The sequence below is a fragment of the Acidovorax sp. SUPP950 genome (assembly GCF_030158935.1).
In the GTDB taxonomy this organism is placed as follows: domain Bacteria; phylum Pseudomonadota; class Gammaproteobacteria; order Burkholderiales; family Burkholderiaceae_C; genus Paracidovorax.
Map to the genome: position 1 here is coordinate 152,553 of NZ_BQXE01000004.1, position 18,336 is coordinate 170,888.

The 18,336-nt window shown below is 62.1% G+C and carries 19 protein-coding genes and 2 tRNA genes; 16 read left to right on the forward strand and 5 right to left on the reverse strand.

Going from position 1 to position 18,336, the window contains the following annotated elements:
• Window positions 1-51 precede the first annotated feature (51 nt).
• The 12 genes from infC (at window position 52) to AVME950_RS17695 (ending at window position 9,687) form a co-directional block, all read left to right on the forward strand.
• Window positions 52-648 (forward strand): translation initiation factor IF-3, encoded by a 597-nt coding sequence (gene infC, locus AVME950_RS17640; RefSeq protein WP_284430952.1) that lies wholly within the window; start codon window positions 52-54, stop codon window positions 646-648.
• 187 nt (window positions 649-835) lie between these two features.
• On the forward strand, window positions 836-1,039 hold the full coding sequence (rpmI, locus tag AVME950_RS17645; RefSeq protein WP_092745026.1) for a 50S ribosomal protein L35: 204 nt from the start codon (window positions 836-838) through the stop codon (window positions 1,037-1,039).
• A 24-nt stretch (window positions 1,040-1,063) separates the two neighbouring features.
• Window positions 1,064-1,426: a 50S ribosomal protein L20 gene (rplT, locus tag AVME950_RS17650; protein ID WP_092745027.1), complete on the forward strand. Its 363-nt coding sequence runs from the start codon at window positions 1,064-1,066 to the stop codon at window positions 1,424-1,426.
• A gap of 111 nt (window positions 1,427-1,537) precedes the next feature.
• Window positions 1,538-2,590, forward strand: coding sequence for a phenylalanine--tRNA ligase subunit alpha (gene pheS / locus AVME950_RS17655; protein WP_272563836.1), 1,053 nt, complete (start codon window positions 1,538-1,540; stop codon window positions 2,588-2,590).
• 74 nt (window positions 2,591-2,664) lie between these two features.
• A complete protein-coding gene (gene pheT / locus AVME950_RS17660) occupies window positions 2,665-5,106 on the forward strand; it encodes a phenylalanine--tRNA ligase subunit beta (RefSeq protein ID WP_284430815.1) in 2,442 nt (813 codons plus the stop codon).
• Window positions 5,106-5,462 (forward strand): integration host factor subunit alpha, encoded by a 357-nt coding sequence (locus tag AVME950_RS17665; protein ID WP_272563834.1) that lies wholly within the window; start codon window positions 5,106-5,108, stop codon window positions 5,460-5,462. Before pheT ends, AVME950_RS17665 begins: the two co-directional genes overlap by 1 nt.
• Window positions 5,463-5,560: 98 nt before the next feature.
• Window positions 5,561-5,980, forward strand: a complete 420-nt coding sequence (locus AVME950_RS17670; protein ID WP_284430816.1) for a MerR family transcriptional regulator — start codon at window positions 5,561-5,563, stop codon at window positions 5,978-5,980.
• Between the two features lie 29 nt (window positions 5,981-6,009).
• Window positions 6,010-6,086 (forward strand) — tRNA-Pro (locus tag AVME950_RS17675).
• A gap of 346 nt (window positions 6,087-6,432) precedes the next feature.
• Window positions 6,433-7,605: a sedoheptulose 7-phosphate cyclase gene (locus AVME950_RS17680; protein ID WP_284430817.1), complete on the forward strand. Its 1,173-nt coding sequence runs from the start codon at window positions 6,433-6,435 to the stop codon at window positions 7,603-7,605.
• Window positions 7,592-8,026, forward strand: a complete 435-nt coding sequence (locus AVME950_RS17685) for a GlcG/HbpS family heme-binding protein (RefSeq protein ID WP_284430818.1) — start codon at window positions 7,592-7,594, stop codon at window positions 8,024-8,026. Before AVME950_RS17680 ends, AVME950_RS17685 begins: the two co-directional genes overlap by 14 nt.
• On the forward strand, window positions 8,023-8,778 hold the full coding sequence (locus tag AVME950_RS17690) for an SDR family NAD(P)-dependent oxidoreductase (RefSeq protein ID WP_284430819.1): 756 nt from the start codon (window positions 8,023-8,025) through the stop codon (window positions 8,776-8,778). Before AVME950_RS17685 ends, AVME950_RS17690 begins: the two co-directional genes overlap by 4 nt.
• A gap of 9 nt (window positions 8,779-8,787) precedes the next feature.
• Window positions 8,788-9,687, forward strand: a complete 900-nt coding sequence (locus AVME950_RS17695) for a DMT family transporter (protein WP_284430820.1) — start codon at window positions 8,788-8,790, stop codon at window positions 9,685-9,687.
• Here the strand turns inward: AVME950_RS17695 and AVME950_RS17700 are convergent.
• Window positions 9,684-10,505, reverse strand: a complete 822-nt coding sequence (locus AVME950_RS17700; RefSeq protein WP_284430821.1) for a LysR substrate-binding domain-containing protein — start codon at window positions 10,503-10,505, stop codon at window positions 9,684-9,686. The genes AVME950_RS17695 and AVME950_RS17700 overlap by 4 nt on opposite strands.
• Between AVME950_RS17700 and AVME950_RS17705 the strand changes: the two genes are divergently transcribed.
• Both AVME950_RS17705 and AVME950_RS17710 read left to right on the forward strand, forming a co-directional pair.
• On the forward strand, window positions 10,504-11,472 hold the full coding sequence (locus AVME950_RS17705; RefSeq protein ID WP_284430822.1) for an ROK family protein: 969 nt from the start codon (window positions 10,504-10,506) through the stop codon (window positions 11,470-11,472). The genes AVME950_RS17700 and AVME950_RS17705 overlap by 2 nt on opposite strands.
• A gap of 1 nt (window position 11,473) precedes the next feature.
• Complete coding sequence (locus AVME950_RS17710) at window positions 11,474-12,391, forward strand: carbohydrate kinase family protein (protein ID WP_284430823.1); 918 nt, start codon at window positions 11,474-11,476, stop codon at window positions 12,389-12,391.
• A 95-nt stretch (window positions 12,392-12,486) separates the two neighbouring features.
• Here AVME950_RS17710 and AVME950_RS17715 read toward each other — a convergent pair.
• The 3 genes from AVME950_RS17715 to AVME950_RS17725 form a co-directional block, all read right to left on the reverse strand.
• Window positions 12,487-12,576, reverse strand: a tRNA-Ser gene (locus AVME950_RS17715).
• Between the two features lie 60 nt (window positions 12,577-12,636).
• A complete protein-coding gene (locus AVME950_RS17720) occupies window positions 12,637-13,557 on the reverse strand; it encodes an SPFH domain-containing protein (RefSeq protein ID WP_272563823.1) in 921 nt (306 codons plus the stop codon).
• Window positions 13,558-13,631: 74 nt separating this feature from the next.
• Window positions 13,632-14,057 carry an NfeD family protein gene (locus tag AVME950_RS17725; protein ID WP_284430953.1) on the reverse strand — a complete coding sequence of 142 codons (426 nt, stop codon included), beginning with the start codon at window positions 14,055-14,057 and terminating at the stop codon, window positions 13,632-13,634.
• Window positions 14,058-14,191: 134 nt separating this feature from the next.
• On the opposite strand from AVME950_RS17725, the gene AVME950_RS17730 reads away from it, so the two are divergent.
• Window positions 14,192-16,573: an arginine/lysine/ornithine decarboxylase gene (locus AVME950_RS17730; RefSeq protein ID WP_272563822.1), complete on the forward strand. Its 2,382-nt coding sequence runs from the start codon at window positions 14,192-14,194 to the stop codon at window positions 16,571-16,573.
• 175 nt (window positions 16,574-16,748) lie between these two features.
• A complete protein-coding gene (locus tag AVME950_RS17735) occupies window positions 16,749-17,309 on the forward strand; it encodes a fasciclin domain-containing protein (protein WP_284406391.1) in 561 nt (186 codons plus the stop codon).
• A gap of 139 nt (window positions 17,310-17,448) precedes the next feature.
• On the opposite strand, the gene AVME950_RS17740 is transcribed toward AVME950_RS17735, so the two are convergent.
• Window positions 17,449-18,324, reverse strand: a complete 876-nt coding sequence (locus AVME950_RS17740) for a DNA ligase (RefSeq protein WP_284430824.1) — start codon at window positions 18,322-18,324, stop codon at window positions 17,449-17,451.
• Between the last annotated feature and the right edge of the window lie 12 nt (window positions 18,325-18,336).

Genomic DNA, 18,336 nt, shown 5'->3' on the forward strand with positions numbered 1-18,336 from the left:
TGAGCTGTGCGGTACTCGCTACGTTATCCGTAGCATTTTGATTGAAGGAAAATAGCCATCGCTACTGAATTTCGTGATCGTCGCCAGCGCGAAGAGCGCAAGCACCGCCTGAACCGTGAAATCATGGCCCCTGAGGTTCGCCTCTCCGGTCCTGAGAACGAGCCGCTCGGGGTCGTGAGCCTCATGGAAGCCCTCCGCATGGCGGGCGAGCTGGATGTGGACTTGGTGGAGATTGCCGCCACGGCCAACCCTCCCGTGTGTCGCCTGATGGACTATGGCAAGTTCAAGTATCAGGAGCAAAAACGCGCGGCAGAGGCCAAGGCCAAGCAGACGGTCATCGAGATCAAGGAAATCAAATTCCGTCCCGGTACGGATGATGGTGACTACAACATCAAAATGCGCAACATTCGCCGCTTCCTGGCGGAGGGTGACAAATGCAAGATCACCTTGCGCTTTCGCGGCCGGGAGATCACCCATCAGGAATTGGGCTTGGCCTTGCTCAATCGCATTCGCGATGATTTGGGTGACACCATCCTGATCGAGCAGTTTCCCAAGCTCGAAGGCCGGCAAATGATCATGATGATCGCGCCGGGCAAGAAAAAGCCCGCTGGCAAACCTGCAGCGGAAGGCGCTACCACCACTGCTTGAGGTGGCTGGTGGGCCAAGTGGTTAAGTGAATTGACCGGGCCAGCCTCAAGGCTGGCTCGGGCATAGGGGCCGCGTAAGCGGCACCGAACGGCAGGCCAAGGCTTGCCGTCAAAAAGTGACTCGGGGCCAACAAGGTTGCGGATCGGTTCGCAAACGCCTCGCGAGCACAAACAAAAGGAGCATTCACATGCCCAAAATGAAGACCAAGAGCAGCGCGAAAAAGCGTTTCCGCGTTCGTCCCGGTGGCACCGTCAAGCGCGGTCAAGCCTTCAAGCGTCACATCTTGACGAAGAAGACCACCAAGAATAAGCGCCATCTGCGTGGTGCAGTTTCTGTGCATGAGACCAATATGGGCTCCATTGCACAAATGCTGCCTGGTGCTGGCCTTTAACAACGACGAACAAGGAGTACTCACATGCCTCGCGTCAAACGTGGTGTAACGGCCCGTGCCCGTCACAAGAAAGTTCTGGCCCTTGCAAAGGGTTTCCGTGGTCGCCGCGGTAATGTTTTCCGTATCGCCAAACAGGCGGTAATGAAGGCTGGGCAGTATGCCTACCGTGACCGCCGCACCAAGAAGCGCGTGTTCCGCCAACTGTGGATCGCCCGTATCAACGCCGCTTCGCGCGAATTGGGTCTGACCTACAGCCAATTCACGAACGGCCTGAAGAAGGCTGCCATTGAGATCGACCGCAAGATGCTGGCCGACCTCGCGGTGCACGACAAGGCTGCCTTCGGCAGCATCGTGGAGCAAGTCAAGGCCAAGCTGGCTGCTGCTTGAGTTCACGACTGGTAGCTATCTTATTGATAGCTGCTTGCGCAATAAACGCAAGGGCTAGGGCTTGAAAAGGCACTAGCCCTTGTTCATTTCCAAGAGACGATGAGAGCTGGTATGAACGAGTTGGACTCCCTGGTCGAAAGCGCGCGGAACCTGTTCGCGCAAGCCGTCACCCCTGCCGATCTGGAAAATGCCAAGGCGCAGTTTCTGGGCAAGTCGGGGCGAGTGACCGAGCTCATGAAAGGCATGGCCCAGCTGTCTGTTGAGGAAAAGAAATCTCGCGGTGCCGCCATCAATGTTGCCAAGCAGGCCATTGAAGCGTCCCTGAACGCAAGCCGAAAAGCGTTGGCAGATGCCGAGCTGGAAGCACAATTGCAGGCGGAATCGTTGGATGTCACCTTGCCCGGTCGTCAACGGGGGCAAGGTGGGTTGCATCCCGTGTCCTTGACCCTGGAGCGCATCGAGGGCATTTTCGGCTCGATGGGTTTTGACGTGGCCGAGGGGCCCGAGATTGAGTCCGACTGGTTCAATTTCACGGCGTTGAATACGCCTGAAGACCATCCGGCGCGCTCCATGCACGACACGTTCTATGTCGAGGGCGGCACAGCCACCGCTCCGAACCTGTTGCGCACCCATACCAGCCCCATGCAGATCCGCCATGCCGTTCAGCATGTCAAAAAACACCGCGCCTTGATCGACTCGGGCCAGGCCATGCCGGAGATCCGCGTCATTGCTCCGGGCCGTACATACCGGGTGGACAGCGATGCCACGCACTCACCCATGTTCCACCAATGCGAAGGCCTGTGGATCGGCGAGAACGTGAGCTTCAAGGATCTGAAGGTCGTCTTCACCGACTTCTGCCGTACTTTCTTTGAAAGCGATGATTTGGTCTTGCGCTTTCGGCCCAGCTTTTTCCCTTTCACCGAGCCCAGTGCCGAAATAGACATCCAGTTCCAGACGGGCCCTTTGGCCGGGCGTTGGCTTGAAGTGGCGGGCTCCGGACAGGTGCATCCGAACGTGGTCCGGAACATGGGCCTCGATCCAGAAAAATACATCGGCTTTGCGTTCGGCATGGGGCCTGACCGGCTGACGATGCTGCGCTATGGGGTCAATGATTTGCGCCTCTTCTTTGATGGCGACATTCGTTTTCTTTCGCAGTTCCAGTAAACCGCACGCCGCGTTCCACACAGGCGGCCCACCTAATGAGGGCTGCTGCGCTCAAGAATCACCGAAGACTGAATATGCAATTTCCAGAATCCTGGCTGCGCGAGTTCTGCAATCCTCCACTTTCGACCAAAGAATTGGCCGAGACACTGACCATGGCAGGGCTCGAAGTGGAAGAGCTGCAGCCTGTGGCGCCTCCTTTCACGAAGATCGTGGTGGGAGAAATCAAGGAGGCGGTGCAGCACCCAAATGCTGATCGCCTGCGCGTTTGCCAGGTCGATACGGGGCAGGGTGCTTTGCTCAACATCGTGTGTGGTGCGCCCAATGCACGCGTCGGTATCAAAGTGCCTTGCGCGCTTGTCGGTGCGGAGTTGCCTCCCGGGGAGGATGGCAAACCGTTCTTGATCAAGGTGGGCAAGCTTCGCGGTGTGGAAAGCCAGGGCATGCTGTGCTCCGCCAGGGAGTTGAAGCTCTCGGAAGACCATGGAGGCCTTTTGGAACTGGCGGCCGATGCTCCGCTCGGGCAGGACATTCGGACTCATCTGAACCTGGACGACACCCTGTTCACCCTCAAGCTCACGCCCAATCTGGCACATGCCTTGAGCGTTTACGGCATCGCGCGTGAAGTCTCTGCCCTGACTGGAGCGCCGCTGAAGCCGCTGCAGTTTCCGGCGGTACCGGTGGGTCATGGCGACGTTTTGCCAGTCAAGATCAGCGCCTCGGATCTGTGTGGGCGATTCTCGGGACGTATCGTTCGCAACATCAACACGCAGGCTGCGACTCCGCAGTGGATGCTGGACCGGCTTGCACGTTGCGGGCAGCGAAGCGTCTCCCCGTTGGTCGATATTTCCAACTATGTGATGTTCGAGCTGGGCCGCCCCTCTCACATTTTCGATCTGGACAAAATTCACGGCCCCCTGGATGTGCGTTGGGCGCGTGCGGGCGAAGAACTCAAATTGCTGAATGGCAACACCGTCGCCCTCGATGAAAAGGTGGGCGTCATTGCGGATGCAAGCCAGGTCGAATCGTTGGCGGGCATCATGGGGGGCGATGCCACGGCCGTGTCGAACGACACCCGCCATATCTACATCGAAGCGGCTTTCTGGTGGCCCAAGGCCGTGGCTGGCCGCTCGCGCCGCTATAACTTCTCGACCGATGCCGGACATCGTTTCGAACGTGGCGTGGATCCGAGCCAGACCGTGGAACACATTGAGCGCATCACCCAGTTGGTGATTGACATCTGCGGCACGCCTGAGACCGTTTGCGGGCCGATGGACGACCAGTGTCCGAACGTGCCTGAAGCCAAACCCGTCACGCTCCGCGTTGCCAGAGCCGTCAAGGTGATCGGCATGCCATTGACGCAAGAGCAGTGTGCCGATGCGCTGAAGCGCCTGGGCCTGCCGGTGACTTCCGGCGAGGGCACATTGACGGTGCTGCCGCCGCCCTATCGATTCGATCTCGCGATCGAGGAAGATCTCATCGAGGAAGTGGCTCGCATGGTGGGCTACCAGCAATTGCCTACCACGCCGCCGCTGGCGCCCATCACGCCCAAGCTGCGTGCCGAAGAACGTCGGGGGCCTTTTGCCGTGCGTCGTGCATTGGCGGGACTTGGATACCAGGAAACCATCAATTTCAGCTTTGTGGAAGAGCATTGGGAGCACGAACTGGCGGGCAATCCACAGCCCATCCGGTTGTTGAATCCCATTGCCAGCCAGATGAGCGTGATGCGCTCTTCGCTGTTGGGCTCCTTGCTGCAGGTCTTGAAGTTCAACCTGGATCGCAAGGCGTCGCGCGTGCGGGTTTTCGAGTTGGGCCGGGTCTTTCTGCGCGATGCGTCCGTTGCGGAGTCTGATACCACGGTAGAAGGTTTTCATCAGCCCATGCGCGTGGCTGGTCTTGCATACGGCGCATCCGACGTCCTCCAATGGGGACGCAAAGAGCAAGGGGTGGATTTCTTCGATGCCAAAGGCGATGTCGAGGCGCTGCTTGCTCCCCTGAAGCCCGTTTTTGAGCCTGCAACGCACCCTGCCATGCACCCTGGCCGTTGTGCCCGCGTGCTGCTGAATGGCCAAGCCATTGGGTTCATTGGAGAGCTGCATCCTCGGTGGCGCCAGTCCTGGGAGCTTCCCCAGGCCCCAGTCATGTTTGAGCTGGAACTCGATGCGGTCATGCAGCGGCAGGTCCCTCATTTTCATGCAGTGGCCAAGCATCAAGCGGTTGAGCGGGATCTGGCCGTAGTGGTTGCCGAGCGGATCACGCACGCCGATGTGATGGCAGCCATTCAGGCTGCCGTGCCTCCCACACGGCTTCGCGCGGCGGTGCTGTTTGATGTGTTCCGGCCCAAGCCTTTGCGTGATGGCGAAGCCTCCGTTGGTGGTCTCGCCAGCGGTGAAAAGAGCTTGGCCGTGCGCCTGACGCTGGGGGCTGATGGCGCCACGCTGACGGATGCTGAAATCGAAGCGACGATTCAGTCGGTGGTCGAACAACTGTCGAGCCGTGCCGGTGCGAGGTTGCGGTGATGACGATGCTGAACGGGAGCGCTGACGTGATGGAATTTGCGGTAGAAAGCCTGGAAACCCCTGCGTTGACGAAGGCGCAGCTGGCGGACCTTCTGTTCGATCACATTGGTCTGAATAAACGCGAATCGAAAGACATGATCGATGCTTTTTTCGATCTGATTGCGCAGCGCCTGGTGGACGGTCAAGACGTGAAGCTGTCGGGCTTCGGTAACTTTCAGATCCGTACCAAAGCCCCGAGGCCGGGGCGAAATCCCCGCACGGGCGAGGCGATTCCGATTCAGGCCCGCCGTGTCGTGACTTTCCATGCCAGCAGCAAGCTCAAGGAGCAGATCCAGAACGCGGGCGCTGCTGGCTGAAGCGCTGTCTCTTTCCCGCCTGCCACTGAACGGAAGTGGCTGGCGCCTTTGTTCCGGCTGCAGTACGCTGCTTGTTTATTCGCTAGAAACCGCGTCCCATGGGCACACCGCTTCCTCCCATCCCGGCCAAACGGTATTTCACCATTGGAGAGGTGGCCGCGCTCTGTGGCGTCAAACCGCACGTACTGCGCTATTGGGAGCAGGAGTTCACGCAGCTTCGGCCCATGAAGCGCAGGGGAAATCGCCGCTACTACCAGCACCACGAGGTGCTCATGATCCGTCGTATCCGGGACCTTCTGTACGAGCAAGGCTTCACGATCAGCGGAGCGCGCAATCGCCTGCAAGAGGGCGATTCGTTGTCGCCGGAGTTGGATGGCAGCTCCTCTTTTGCTCTGCAAGCGTCACATGGGGCCGACTTGTCGAGCCCATCGGCGACTTTGTCCTCGATTGCGCTTTTGGATACACAGATCCTGCGGCGGGAATTATTTGAAATTCGTGCGCTGCTTTCCTTGAACTGAGTTTTTTGTGCATATAATCTAAGTCTTGTCGGCGTGTAGCGCAGCCTGGTAGCGCACTTGCATGGGGTGCAAGGGGTCGCGAGTTCGAATCCCGCCACGCCGACCATTTATAAAAAAATCAACGGGCTATCGCCAAAAGCGGTAGCCCGTTTTTTCTTTGTCTTGCAGCATGCACTGGCTGCATGGGCTTTGCGGGATCTCACAGCCCCAAAGCCCACCTCTCCATTTTTCCTTTGCACCTGCGTTCACCGTTTCTGATTCAGTAGCCGCTGGAGCGCTCTATGGCCTCATGCGGGCAAAGGGCACGCCAGGAAGCCTGCCTGGGCTTTGAGCCGCTCCCATACCTTTGCGAAGGATTCATCAACCAAGCCGTAGAAAGCTCGCGAAACGTTCAGCAATGCCGGCGTCGCTTCGCAATACGCTTGGCCCCCTACAAAAAAGGGAGGGCATGGATGAACGATCGGGTGATATGGCCGGCGAGCATGGGCGCGCTGAACCGTTTCGAGGCGCATGGCTGGAGGGTGCACGCGACACAGGAGGTTTCATACGAAGTGCGACAGATCGATGGCATCTTCAGGCTCGATGCCCTCGAATTGATCACCTGCGGCAGGGCACAGCCTGGTTTGCGCCAAGCCCTCGTGATCGATGCGCACGTGGACCAACTTTATGGCGAAGAGATGCGCGCCTACTATGCTCACCATGGAGTAGACGTTTCCATCCTGAGCCTTTCCGTTTCGGAAGAAACGAAAGACTTGGAGACGGCCATGACAATCGCTCGCCACCTCGAATCGGCAGGGGTGCTGCGCCGTTCTGAGCCCGTGGTTGCCATTGGCGGTGGTGTGTTGCTGGACCTCGTCGGTTTTGCGGCGGGGCTGTATCGGCGAGGAATTCCCTACGTCAAGGTTCCTACCAACGCGATGGCGCTGTGGGATGCCGCGGTCGGTATCAAGACCGCCGTGAATGCAATGGATCGTCGCAACCGCCTGGGTTCATACCATGCGCCTACCGTTGCCTTGCTGGATCGCAGCTTTTTGTCGACGGTGGAGTCCCGCGAGCTCTCCAATGGGATGGGAGAGTTGCTCAAGCTCGCGGTGATCAAGAGCCCTCGGTTGTTCGACCTGCTGGAGCGGCACTCCGAGATGCTGCTGCTGACCCGCTTTCAGGATGCGATCGTCGCTCCAGAGGTCATCGGTCTGGCGGTGGAGGGCATGCTGGAAGAGTTGGCTCCCAACCTGTGGGAGCTCACGCTGGACCGATGCGTCGATTTCGGACACTCGTTTGCTCCGCTGATCGAGATGAAAGCGCTGCCAGAATTGCTGCATGGCGAGGCGGTCGCTTTGGATGTGCTGTTTTCTTGCCGCCTGGCACGGGCGAGAGGGCTCCTTGCAGACCAGGATGTACGTCGGGTCGTGCGTGTCATGAAGTCCATGCAATTGCCTTTGCGGCATCGCTTTTTCGAGCAGCCCGGCCTGCTGCAGGAGGCGCTGGCCGACACGATGCGTCATCGCGATGGCCGGCAGCGACTGCCACTGCCCGACGGGATCGGCGCATGCCGCTTTGTAAATGATGTGGACGCCGATGCCATCCGCATTGCTGCCGAGGAGATGGCGCATGCAGATGCCTGAAACCGGTCTTTCGCGGCTGAGCGCCAGTCAGGCGCAGCAATTGGTGCAGAGCGCGCTGATCACAGGCCTGGACGAAGGCCTGGCCGTTTCGGCGGCGGCAGTGGACAGCTCGGGACACCTTCTGGCGTTTGCCCGTGCGGACGATGCCTTTCTGGGATCGATCGACGCGTCGATTGCGAAGGCGCGGACAGCGGTTTATTTCCGCAGGGACACCGCCGCGATGCAGCAGGCGCTGGAACAGGGCAAGACGGCCTATCTCGCCCTGGCCGACGTCCTGCCCCTGGAAGGCGGTGTTCCGCTGCTGGTGGGAGGAACCTTGGTGGGCGGACTCGGAATCAGCGGTGCCGCGTCTGCCCAGGATGGCGTGCTGGCCCGGGCCATCGCATCGTTGCTGAACTCGTTGTCAGGTTGGACCCCATGAACGCTTTCAAGGACAGGGTGGTGCTGGTGACAGGCGGAGGCACGGGCATCGGGAGGGCGACGGCGCTTGCTTTCGCCAAGCAGGGCGCCCAGGTGGCCATCGCGGGCCGCACGGTGTCTTCTTGCGCTGAGACCGCCAAGATGATTCTGGACGCCGGCGGCATCGGCTTCGCGGTGGCCTGCGATGTCGGCAGCGAGAACGACGTGATGAACCTGATGGACGAAGTCGAGCGCCGTCTTGGCGTGGTGGATATCGCCTTCCTCAATGCGGGCGTTGGAACGGCATCGGCCATCGTGGACCAAGACATCGATGCGTTTGAAGCAGTGATGCGCACCAATTGCACCGGGCTCATGCTGTGCATGAAGCATTTGCTCAGACCGATGTACGAGCGGCGCTCGGGCTGCATCGTCAACAACCTTTCCGTGCATGCCCATCGCACGATTCTGGAAGGCACGGGCGCGTACACCGCTTCCAAACATGCAGCGCTTGCGCTGACGAAGGCGGCCGCAGTCGAGGCGGCGCCTTATGGCGTGCGCGTGAATGCCGTGTCCCCCGGGCCGATCTCCACGGAGATGCTGGCCCGCTCCAGTGCTGTCTCCGGCGGGCTGGAGGGATGGGCCGAGCGCCTGCCCATGAAGCGCGTCGGCGAGTCGCATGAGGTCGCACAAGCCGTGCTTTGGCTCAGCAGTCCCCAGGCATCATTTTTGACGGGCGCAGTGGTTCCCGTGGACGGCGGCTTTCTCGCACTTTGATGCCCGAACATGACATGGATTGCCTTGGGCCTGCTGGCCGGGTTGGTGCTGGGAACCTACGACTTTTTGACCAAACTCGCCCTCAGGGAAAAAACGGTCCTGGAGGTGGTGCTGTGGTCGTCCGTTCTCGGGGCGCTGATCTGGGCCCCTTTCTTTTTCCTTCCGGCTGCCTGGGCCGACACACTGCAGCCCCTGGGCTTGCACCCTGCAGCGTTGACCCGGGCCGAGCAGCTGGCGTTGCTGCCCAAATCGGCAATGATGGTGGTCACGTGGATTCTTTCGTATTACTCGGTCAAATCCTTGCCGTTATCGATCTCCGCGGGGGTGCGCGCTTCCGGGCCGCTTTGGACGGCGGTAGGCGCCATCGTTTTCCTGTCCGAGCAACTCAACTGGTGGCAATGGATGGGGCTCGCTGTCTCCATGGGTTCCTACTATCTGTTCTCCCTGATCGGGCAAAAAGAGGGCATCCGGTTTCAGCGCAACGGGTGGGTGTTTTGCATGCTCGCGGCCACGTTGCTGTCTTCGGCCAACGCCCTTTACGACAAGCACATTCTGGCAACCCTGCATTTGGATCTGGCCGCCGTCCAGGCGTACTCGGCCATTCAGCGGGGCGGCATGGCGCTGCTTTTATTGCCTTGGGTTTTCGGGGCCATGGAATGCCGAAGCCTGCTGTCCCGAAATTGGGCGGTCCCTGCGATTGCCGCCGCATACGTATTGGCCGAGTTCATTTATCTCACGGCCGTGCAGGCCGAGGGTGCGCTGATCTCGGTGATATCGGTGCTTCGGCGCACCAATCTCATCATGGTGTTCGCCTTGAGCGCGCTGTTCTTTGCAGAGCGATTCATCCGCCAAAAAATGCTGGCGATTTCAGGTGTGTTGATCGGCATCGTGCTCACCATCGTTCATTAGCCGTCTTGCACCAGAGCACGGATCCAATGGATCACCGTGCTGCCGTGGCGAGAGATCAGGGCCCGCTCCGATGCGAGCAGGAAATAAGCTTGCTCCGACGGAATGGCGATGTCGGAAACCCGCACCAAACTGCCGTTTTGCAGAAGGCCTTTCACCAGAGAACGCCGACCCAGTGCGATCCCTTGCAGATTGAGGGCTGCATCCAGCATGAAGCCCGTGTCGGAATAGGTCAGCGTGCGCTGCGCCGGCGAAATCTGTATGCCGGCCTTCTTCAGCCAGGGTTCCCAGGGCTGCCTGCTATGGGACAGGAACACCGCGCGTTTGAACAGAGCCTCGATGCCGGGTGCATCGCACCGTTTCAGATAGGCGGGAGCTGCCACTGGAAACCACTCGTCCTCCAGCAGCGGTTCGCAATGGTGGGCCTGGGGGCGGGCTTTGGCGAACCGGATGGCAATGTCTGCCTCTCCCTGATCGACGTCCACCTTGCATGTCGTTGGCGACACCTCGATGGAGACGGCCGGGTGCAGGCGCTGGAATTCGGTGAGGGCTGGAACCAGCCGAAAGCGAGCAAAAGAAGGCAACACGCTGATCCGGATCACGCTGCGCTCCTGTGTGAAGCCGGAGAAGGCCTCCTCCAGCGTCTCCAATGCGTCTTTCATCTGCTGGTGCAAATACTCGCCTTCAGGGGTCATTGCGACCGAGCGGGTCGTTCGTGTGAACAGGCTATTGCCCAGCAATCGCTCCAGTTCACGAATCCGATGGCTGACGGAACTGTGGGAAATATTCAGCTCGTCTGCCGCTTTGTTGAAGCTGCGCATGCGTGCCACAGCGTCGAACGCAAGAATCAAATGGATGGGGGGTATCTTTCGCATGGACGCGGATAAGGAAAATTCGAAGGAAAGATTCCATATCGGGATCGATCTGGGCGGGACGAAAATCGAAGGCATCGTACTCGACCATCAATATCGAGAATGTCGGCGAATCCGAATGGAGACCCGGGCCAGCGATGGCTATCTTCAGGTGCTGCAGCGCATTATTGAAATGCACTGCCAATTGGCCACTGTGGTTTTGGGGGCAGAAACGACATTGGGAATCTGCACCCCGGGGTCCATTTCGAAAACCACCGGTTTGCTGAAAAATTGCAATGCAACCGAGCTGAACGGCCATCCTCTGCAGGCGGATCTGCGCCAGCGGCTGGGCCGCCCCTTCAACATGGAAAACGATGCCAACTGCTTCGCGATGGCCGAAGCCCTCCAAGGCGCAGGCAGCGGGCACGGCTGCGTGCTCGGGCTGGTGCTCGGCACGGGGGTGGGTGCAGGCATCGTGGTGAATGGTCGTTTGTGGAGCGGGCGACATGGCATTGCCGGTGAATGGGGCCATATGTCCATTGATCCGGACGGGCCTGCCTGCTACTGCGGCCGCCAGGGATGTGTCGAACGCTACCTGAGCGGAACCGCGCTGGAGGCCCGCTACCAGCAGTCCACCGGGAAGTCTGCCGATGCGGCCCGCATCGTTGAAATGGCGCGCCATGGCGATGGCGCGGCCGTCGAATTGCTGGATCGATTTCTCAGCCAATTTGCCGGCGCGGTCGCCAACGTGGTCGCCGTGCTGGACCCGGATGTGATCGTCATCGGCGGAGGGCTTGCCAGCATGGATGAACTGTATGAGGAGGGCGCTCTTCGGCTGCAGCGCATGGTCTTCAACGATGAGTTCCACACCCCCGTGCTGCGCAACAGGCTGGGCAATTCGGCGGGTGTGATCGGCGCTGCCATGGTCGGGGTCTGACATGCGTGTCCTGACGATTGGCGGTGCCACGCTCGACATCGTGGTTGCAGGCGTGGACGCGGTGCGAGGCCCCGGAGCCAAACACGATGTGGCCAGCGTGCGATGGTCCAGCGGGGGCGGCGCGGTGAACGCGGCGCTCGGATTCGCAGCCTTTCACGCACAGGTCACGGCCTGCTGCGCTATCGGCGCGGATGTGGAAGGGCGATGGCTGCGCGACACGTTGGACCGGCAAGGCATCGCGGTGGAACGTGTGCAGGCCATCCCCGGATGCCCCACGGGAAAGGCCGTGATCCACCTGGACCCGCAGGGTGATGCCACCGTGTTCGCGCAGCGCGGTGCCAGTACCCGGCTGTCGTTGGCGGATGCCTCTGCAATGCTCATGCAAGCCGAGCTTGTCTATGTGTCCGCGTTGGCCGATGCCGCCACCGACGAGTTGAGCCACGCGTTGGCGGGCCTGCCGTCCCGGCCTTTCCAACTGGTGGTCAATCCGGGCGCACGTTCACTGCGCCAATCGCCCGATTCCTTGGAACGGTTGCTGCAAGCGGCTGACCTGGTCTGCCTGAACGCGATCGAAGCGCAGTGGCTGGCCGCCCACAGAGGTGTGACCTGCACCCCGGAGATGGATGCCCACGAGGCCGTGGCGCTTGCCACGGCCCTGGCACGCCCACAGGGACAGGGGGTGCTGGTCACCCTCGGCGCTGGCGGTGCGGCGTTCTTCGATGGGCAGCACGGCCACCACCGCCCTGCAGAGCCCACCACCGTCGTGTCCACACTGGGTGCAGGGGACGCCTATGCGTCGGCGTTCGCCTTTCACTGGTTTTCGGGGAATGGGGCCCGCGCCTCGCTGGAGGCGGCCAATCGCCGTGCGGTGGAGGTGCTTGGCGTCGCGGCTGCGAATCTCGCCACCTTGGTCATGTAGGGGCCAACGGGGTGTCAGCATTGCGGTGCCGCATGCAATAAAAAAGCCACCCGAGGGTGGCTTTTTTGTTCCCGACTGGGAATCAGGACTGTCTTTGGCGGAGAGGGCGGGATTCGAACCCGCGGTGGGGATTAGCCCACACACGCTTTCCAGGCGTGCGACTTAAACCGCTCATCCACCTCTCCGAAGCCCGCGATTGTAGCAGTGGTTTTGGCTCGTTTTTGGAAAAACCGTTGAAGCGCCGTTCAAGGCGCGCGTTGGGTCGTTTGAACCATCTTCATGGCGGAGCCGATCAGGGCGGACACTTCGCTCATGTTGCTGGGCACGATCAGCGTGGTGGTCGCATCGGCGGCCACCTTGCCGTACGCGTCCACGGCGCGCTCGGCCACCTTCAGCTGCACGGCCTGTTCGCCGCCCGGCTGGCGGATGGCCGCGGCGACTCGTTCGATGGCCTGGGCGGTGGCTTCGGCCACGGCTGTGATGGAGGCGGCCTCGCCCTGGGCGTTGTTGATCTGCGCCTGCTTTTCGCCCTCCGACCGTGCGATGAACGCTTCGCGCTCGCCGGTGGCGATGTTGATCTGCTCCTGGCGGCGGCCTTCCGAAGCGGCGATCAGGGCGCGCTTTTCGCGCTCGGCCGTGATCTGCGCCTGCATGGAGCGCAGGATTTCGGCCGGCGGCGTGAGATCCTTGATTTCGTAGCGCAGCACCTTCACGCCCCAGTTCAACGCGGCCTCGTCGATCGCCTGGACCACCTGGGCGTTGATGATGTCGCGCTCTTCGAAGGTCTTGTCGAGTTCGAGCTTGCCGATCACGCTGCGCAGCGACGTTTGGGCCAGTTGGGTGACGGCCATGATGTAGTTGCTGGAGCCGTAGCTGGCGCGCATGGGGTCGGTCACCTGGAAGTAGAGGATGCCGTCCACCTGCAGCTGGGTGTTGTCGCGCGTGATGCAGACCTGGCTGGGCACGTCGAGCGGAATTTCCTTGAGGCTGTGCTTGTAGGCCACGCGGTCGACGAATGGCACGAGGAAGTTAAGCCCCGGCGTGAGGGTGCCGGCATATTTGCCCAGCCGCTCCTTGACCCAGGCGTTCTGTTGGGGAACCACCTTCACCGAGCGAGCGATGAAGATGCCGGCGATGACGACGATGACGAGGGCAATGATTTCCATGGGGTCCTTTGCGATGGTGAAGATTGGGGTGGGTGCTTGGCGTTGCGTTGTGGCGGTGCGTGAGGGGTCCGGCCTCAGAGCTTGTCGACCAGCAGCCGGTTGCCGATGACTTCCGCCACGCGGTGCATGCCGGAGGAGGGGGCATTGCCGGGGCGCAGGACCACCGTCCATTGGGCGCCTCGGTAGCGCACCTGCGCGGTGCCGTCGGCGTTCCAGATCTCCACGTTCACGGACTCGCCCACATCCATGTTCACGTCGCGGTTGCTCGATGCGGGCTGGGCGCCCGGGTTCTTTTTACGGAACACATAGCAGCCCACCACGCCCGCGGACCCGACCGCGGCCGCGGCCAGCAGCTGCGCCGCGACCGAGCCGCCCGCATGGGCCGCAAGGGCGCCGGCGGCCAGGCCGATGGCCAGCATGAGCAGGTAGAACGTGCCCGTGAACAGCTCCACGGCGACGGCCCCTCCCGCCATCAGCCACCAGAGGGTGGATTGCTCTATCACTGCGCGCTCCTCGTTGTGTTTAGTGCACCACATTCTGGGTCAAAAGAGCGGACCGTCAAAGGCGTGACAACGTTATTCCTTACACTTCGCGCCTGTTTCGTTTTTTGGGCCCGCTCGCTCGGAGGCTGCGCATGAAATTCCGCTTTCCCATCGTCATCATCGACGAGGACTATCGTTCCGAGAACACGTCGGGCCTGGGCATCCGCGCGCTGGCGCAGGCCATCGAGTCGGAGGGCTTCGAGGTGCTGGGTGTCACGAGCTACGGCGACCTGTCGCAGTTCGCGCAGCAGCAAAGCCGCGCGAGCGCGTTCATCCTGTCGATCGACGACGAGGAGTTCACCCTCGGCTCGGGCCTGGACCCCATCGTGCTGAGCCTGCGCACCTTCATCGCCGAGGTGCGCCGCAAGAACTCCGACGTGCCGATCTACGTGCACGGCGAGACCAAGACCAGCCGCCACCTGCCCAACGACATCCTGCGGGAACTGCACGGCTTCATCCACATGTTCGAGGACACGCCGGAGTTCGTGGCCCGCCACATCATCCGCGAAGCCAAGAGCTACCTGGAGAGCGTGCAGCCGCCGTTCTTCAAGGCGCTGCTGGACTATGCCGAAGACGGCTCGTACAGCTGGCACTGCCCCGGCCACTCCGGCGGCGTGGCGTTCCTCAAGAGCCCCGTGGGACAGATGTTCCACCAGTTCTTCGGCGAGAACATGCTGCGCGCCGACGTGTGCAATGCGGTCGAGGAACTGGGCCAGCTGCTGGACCACAACGGCGCCATCGGCGAGAGCGAGCGCAATGCCGCGCGCATCTTCAATGCGGACCACTGCTTCTTCGTGACCAATGGCACCAGCACGTCCAACAAGATGGTGTGGCACCACACGGTGGCGCCCGGCGATGTGGTGGTGGTGGACCGCAACTGCCACAAGTCCATCCTGCACAGCATCATCATGACGGGCGCCATTCCGGTGTTCATGAAGCCCACGCGCAACCACTTCGGCATCATCGGCCCGATCCCCCAGTCGGAGTTCGAGCCCGAGGCGATCCAGGCCAAGATCCGCGCCAATCCGCTGCTCAAGGGTGTGGATGCCAAGGCCGTCAAGCCACGCGTTCTCACGCTCACGCAATCCACCTACGACGGCGTGCTCTACAACACCGAAACCATCAAGGGCATGCTCGACGGCTACGTGGACAACCTGCATTTCGACGAGGCCTGGTTGCCGCACGCGGCGTTCCATCCGTTCTACGGCAGCTACCACGCGATGGGCAAGAAGCGCGCGCGGCCCAAGCACTCGGTGGTGTATGCCACGCAGTCCATCCACAAGCTGCTGGCCGGCATCAGCCAGGCCAGCCATGTGCTGGTGCAGGACTCGCAGACGGTCAAGCTCGACCGGCCGCTGTTCAACGAGGCGTACCTGATGCACACCTCGACCTCGCCGCAGTACAGCATCATCGCCAGCTGCGACGTGGCCGCCGCGATGATGGAGCCGCCCGGCGGCACGGCGCTGGTGGAGGAAAGCCTGCTTGAAGCCCTGGACTTCCGCCGCGCGATGCGCAAGGTGGAAGAGGAGTTCGGCAAGGACGACTGGTGGTTCAAGGTGTGGGGCCCGGACAAGCTAGTGGACGAGGGCCTGGGCCGAGCCGAGGACTGGGTCATCCGCAGCGACGGCAAGGGCAAGAAGAACCACGCCAGCAAGTGGCACGGCTTCGGCCAGCTGGCCGACGGCTTCAACATGCTGGACCCGATCAAGTCCACCATCGTCACGCCCGGCCTGAATCTGGACGGCAAGTTCGACGAGAACGGCATTCCCGCCTCCATCGTGACCAAGTACCTGGCCGAGCACGGCGTGGTGGTGGAGAAGACGGGGCTCTACAGCTTCTTCATCATGTTCACCATCGGCATCACCAAGGGCCGCTGGAACACGCTGCTCACGGCGCTGCAGCAGTTCAAGGACGACTACGAGAAGAACCAGCCGATGTGGCGCATCCTTCCGGAGTTCTGCCAGCAGCACAAGCGCTACGAGCGCATGGGCCTGCGCGATCTGTGCCAGCACGTGCACCAGCTCTATGCCAAGTACGACATCGCGCGCCTGACCACCGAGATGTACCTGTCGGACCTGACGCCGTCGATGAAGCCCAGCGACGCCTATGCGCACATCGCGCACCGCAAGACCGAGCGCGTGGAGATCGATGCGCTGGAAGGCCGCATCACGACCAGCCTGATCACGCCGTACCCACCCGGCATTCCGCTGCTCATTCCGGGCGAGGTCTTCAACAAGAAGATCGTGGACTACCTCAAGTTCTCGCGCGAATTCTCCAAGCTGTGCCCGGGCTTCGAGACCGACATCCACGGCCTGGTGGAGATCGAGGACGACAACGGCAACGTGCGCTACTACGCCGACTGCGTAGCCGCCGCACCGCAGCCGCCGTCCGCTCGCAAGAGCCGCAAGAACGCGCCTGCCGCCGAGGACATCGTGCAGGTGGGCAGCGACGGACCGTTCGGCCGCAAGGTCTGATCGCCGCGCAAGGCCGTGGGCCTTGGCTCCGAAAGCCCGGCTGCGCGACAGCGCCTCCGGGCTTTTTGTATGGGAATGTCACGGGATTGAATCCAGGCGGCTTCCTGCACCGTATCAGTGTTCAGCCGCGCGAATTTTCGGGCGGCATCCACCCACTGACACAACGGAGATTTCCATGACCTTTCGCATGAATGCCCGCCTGGCCGCCGCCAGCCTCACGCTCGCCCTGTCTGCCGCTGCGATGCCCGCTTTCGCGCAGGTGACCGTCGGTGGCGCGCCGATGTATCCGACCAAGGACATCATCGACAACGCGGTGAACTCCAAGGACCACACCACGCTGGTCGCCGCCGTGAAGGCCGCCGGCCTGGTGGACACGCTGAAGGGCCCCGGTCCGTTCACGGTGTTCGCGCCCACCAACGCCGCCTTCGCCGCGCTGCCTGCCGGCACGGTGGACACGCTGTTGAAACCCGAGAACAAGGCCACGCTGACCAAAGTGCTGACTTACCACGTGGTGGCGGGCAAGGTCGATGCGGCCGCGCTGTCCAAGATGATTGCCGACGGCAAGGGCTCGGCCAGCCTGAAGACCGTCGCCGGTGGCACGCTGACGGCCAAGGCCAGCGGCTCCTCGATTGCGCTGACGGATGAAAAAGGCGGCATGTCCAACGTGACCATCGCCGATGTGTACCAGTCCAACGGCGTGATCCACGTCGTGGACAAGGTGCTGCTGCCCAAGTAAGCCGCGCCGGGCGGTCCGCATCGCTGGCACCCGATGGCGCCAGCCGATGCGGGCCTTACCCCAAGGCATCCAGGAAAGCCGCAAGGGCACCCCGGAGGGGCCTTGCGGCTTTTTCCGTGGGAGCCCGGCCCCAGGCCTGCTAGGGTGCGGCGGCGTGCATGTCCTCGCGCACGCGCAGGAAGCTGGCGAAGCGCGGCAGGCCGCCCTCGTGCGTGCCGCGAAAGCGGTAGGTCACCCAACTGCCCAGGGGCGGTGGATGCGCTCGGTCCGCATCGTTGAAGCCGGCGCCGAGCCGAAAGCGCTGGCCGCCGGGCATCTCCACCAGCAAGGCGCCCATGCGACCCCGGTGCCGGCCTTTGCCGGGCACATAGCCCACGACCCGCGCCTCGGTGTCTTCATGGGTCTTGAGTTTGATGAGATCGTCGCTGCGGCCGGCCTTGTAGAGCGACGCCCCACGGTGCAGCATCAGCCCTTCTCCCCCGTCGCGCACCGTGCGGTGCAGCAGGGCCTGCAACCGGGCATCGGTGGCGATGCGCTGCTGGGGCACGGCCTGCACCCAGGGCTGGCCGATGCCGGCCACGGCGGCCTGCAATGCCGGCAGGCGCTCGTCGAACGGGCCGCCCTGCGCGGGCAGGTCGAACACCATGAACTGCAGGTGGCGCCAGGCCGCATCGTCAGGCCGCTGCTGCCGCACGGTGGACTGTGCCTGGGCGAAGCGGCCCCGGCCGGCCCACAGCTCGCCATCCATCGGCATCGCGGGCCAGCCCTGGGTGAACCAGGCGGGCGCATTCACCCGCTCGCCACCGCGCGTGCGCAACTGGTGGCCGTCCCAGTAGCCGCGCACCCCGTCGTACTTTTCGCTCACCCAGTAGTCCGCCAGCGGCAGTCCGGTGCGGTAGACGTTGGCCAGCAGCAGGGGCGGCGGCGAGGCGGTCGATACCGTTGCTGGGGGTTGCGCCCAGGCCGGCAGCGCGCCGCAGACCAGCAGGACGGTGATGGCGATGCGGCGAAGCATGGGATTATTTTG

What these genes read in the sequence shown, in the direction of transcription:
- rpmI (WP_092745026.1), top strand. Translation starts at nt 836, where the DNA reads ATGCCCAAAATGAAGACCAAGAGCAGCGCGAAAAAGCGTTTCCGCGTT.
- rplT (WP_092745027.1), top strand. Translation starts at nt 1,064, where the DNA reads ATGCCTCGCGTCAAACGTGGTGTAACGGCCCGTGCCCGTCACAAGAAA.
- pheS (WP_272563836.1), top strand. Translation starts at nt 1,538, where the DNA reads ATGAACGAGTTGGACTCCCTGGTCGAAAGCGCGCGGAACCTGTTCGCG.
- pheT (WP_284430815.1), top strand. Translation starts at nt 2,665, where the DNA reads ATGCAATTTCCAGAATCCTGGCTGCGCGAGTTCTGCAATCCTCCACTT.
- AVME950_RS17665 (WP_272563834.1), top strand. Translation starts at nt 5,106, where the DNA reads ATGACGATGCTGAACGGGAGCGCTGACGTGATGGAATTTGCGGTAGAA.
- AVME950_RS17670 (WP_284430816.1), top strand. Translation starts at nt 5,561, where the DNA reads ATGGGCACACCGCTTCCTCCCATCCCGGCCAAACGGTATTTCACCATT.
- AVME950_RS17680 (WP_284430817.1), top strand. Translation starts at nt 6,433, where the DNA reads ATGAACGATCGGGTGATATGGCCGGCGAGCATGGGCGCGCTGAACCGT.
- AVME950_RS17685 (WP_284430818.1), top strand. Translation starts at nt 7,592, where the DNA reads ATGCAGATGCCTGAAACCGGTCTTTCGCGGCTGAGCGCCAGTCAGGCG.
- AVME950_RS17690 (WP_284430819.1), top strand. Translation starts at nt 8,023, where the DNA reads ATGAACGCTTTCAAGGACAGGGTGGTGCTGGTGACAGGCGGAGGCACG.
- AVME950_RS17695 (WP_284430820.1), top strand. Translation starts at nt 8,788, where the DNA reads ATGACATGGATTGCCTTGGGCCTGCTGGCCGGGTTGGTGCTGGGAACC.
- AVME950_RS17705 (WP_284430822.1), top strand. Translation starts at nt 10,504, where the DNA reads ATGCGTGCCACAGCGTCGAACGCAAGAATCAAATGGATGGGGGGTATC.
- AVME950_RS17700 (WP_284430821.1), bottom strand. Translation starts at nt 10,505, where the DNA reads ATGCGCAGCTTCAACAAAGCGGCAGACGAGCTGAATATTTCCCACAGT.
- AVME950_RS17710 (WP_284430823.1), top strand. Translation starts at nt 11,474, where the DNA reads ATGCGTGTCCTGACGATTGGCGGTGCCACGCTCGACATCGTGGTTGCA.
- AVME950_RS17720 (WP_272563823.1), bottom strand. Translation starts at nt 13,557, where the DNA reads ATGGAAATCATTGCCCTCGTCATCGTCGTCATCGCCGGCATCTTCATC.
- AVME950_RS17730 (WP_272563822.1), top strand. Translation starts at nt 14,192, where the DNA reads ATGAAATTCCGCTTTCCCATCGTCATCATCGACGAGGACTATCGTTCC.
- AVME950_RS17735 (WP_284406391.1), top strand. Translation starts at nt 16,749, where the DNA reads ATGACCTTTCGCATGAATGCCCGCCTGGCCGCCGCCAGCCTCACGCTC.
- AVME950_RS17740 (WP_284430824.1), bottom strand. Translation starts at nt 18,324, where the DNA reads ATGCTTCGCCGCATCGCCATCACCGTCCTGCTGGTCTGCGGCGCGCTG.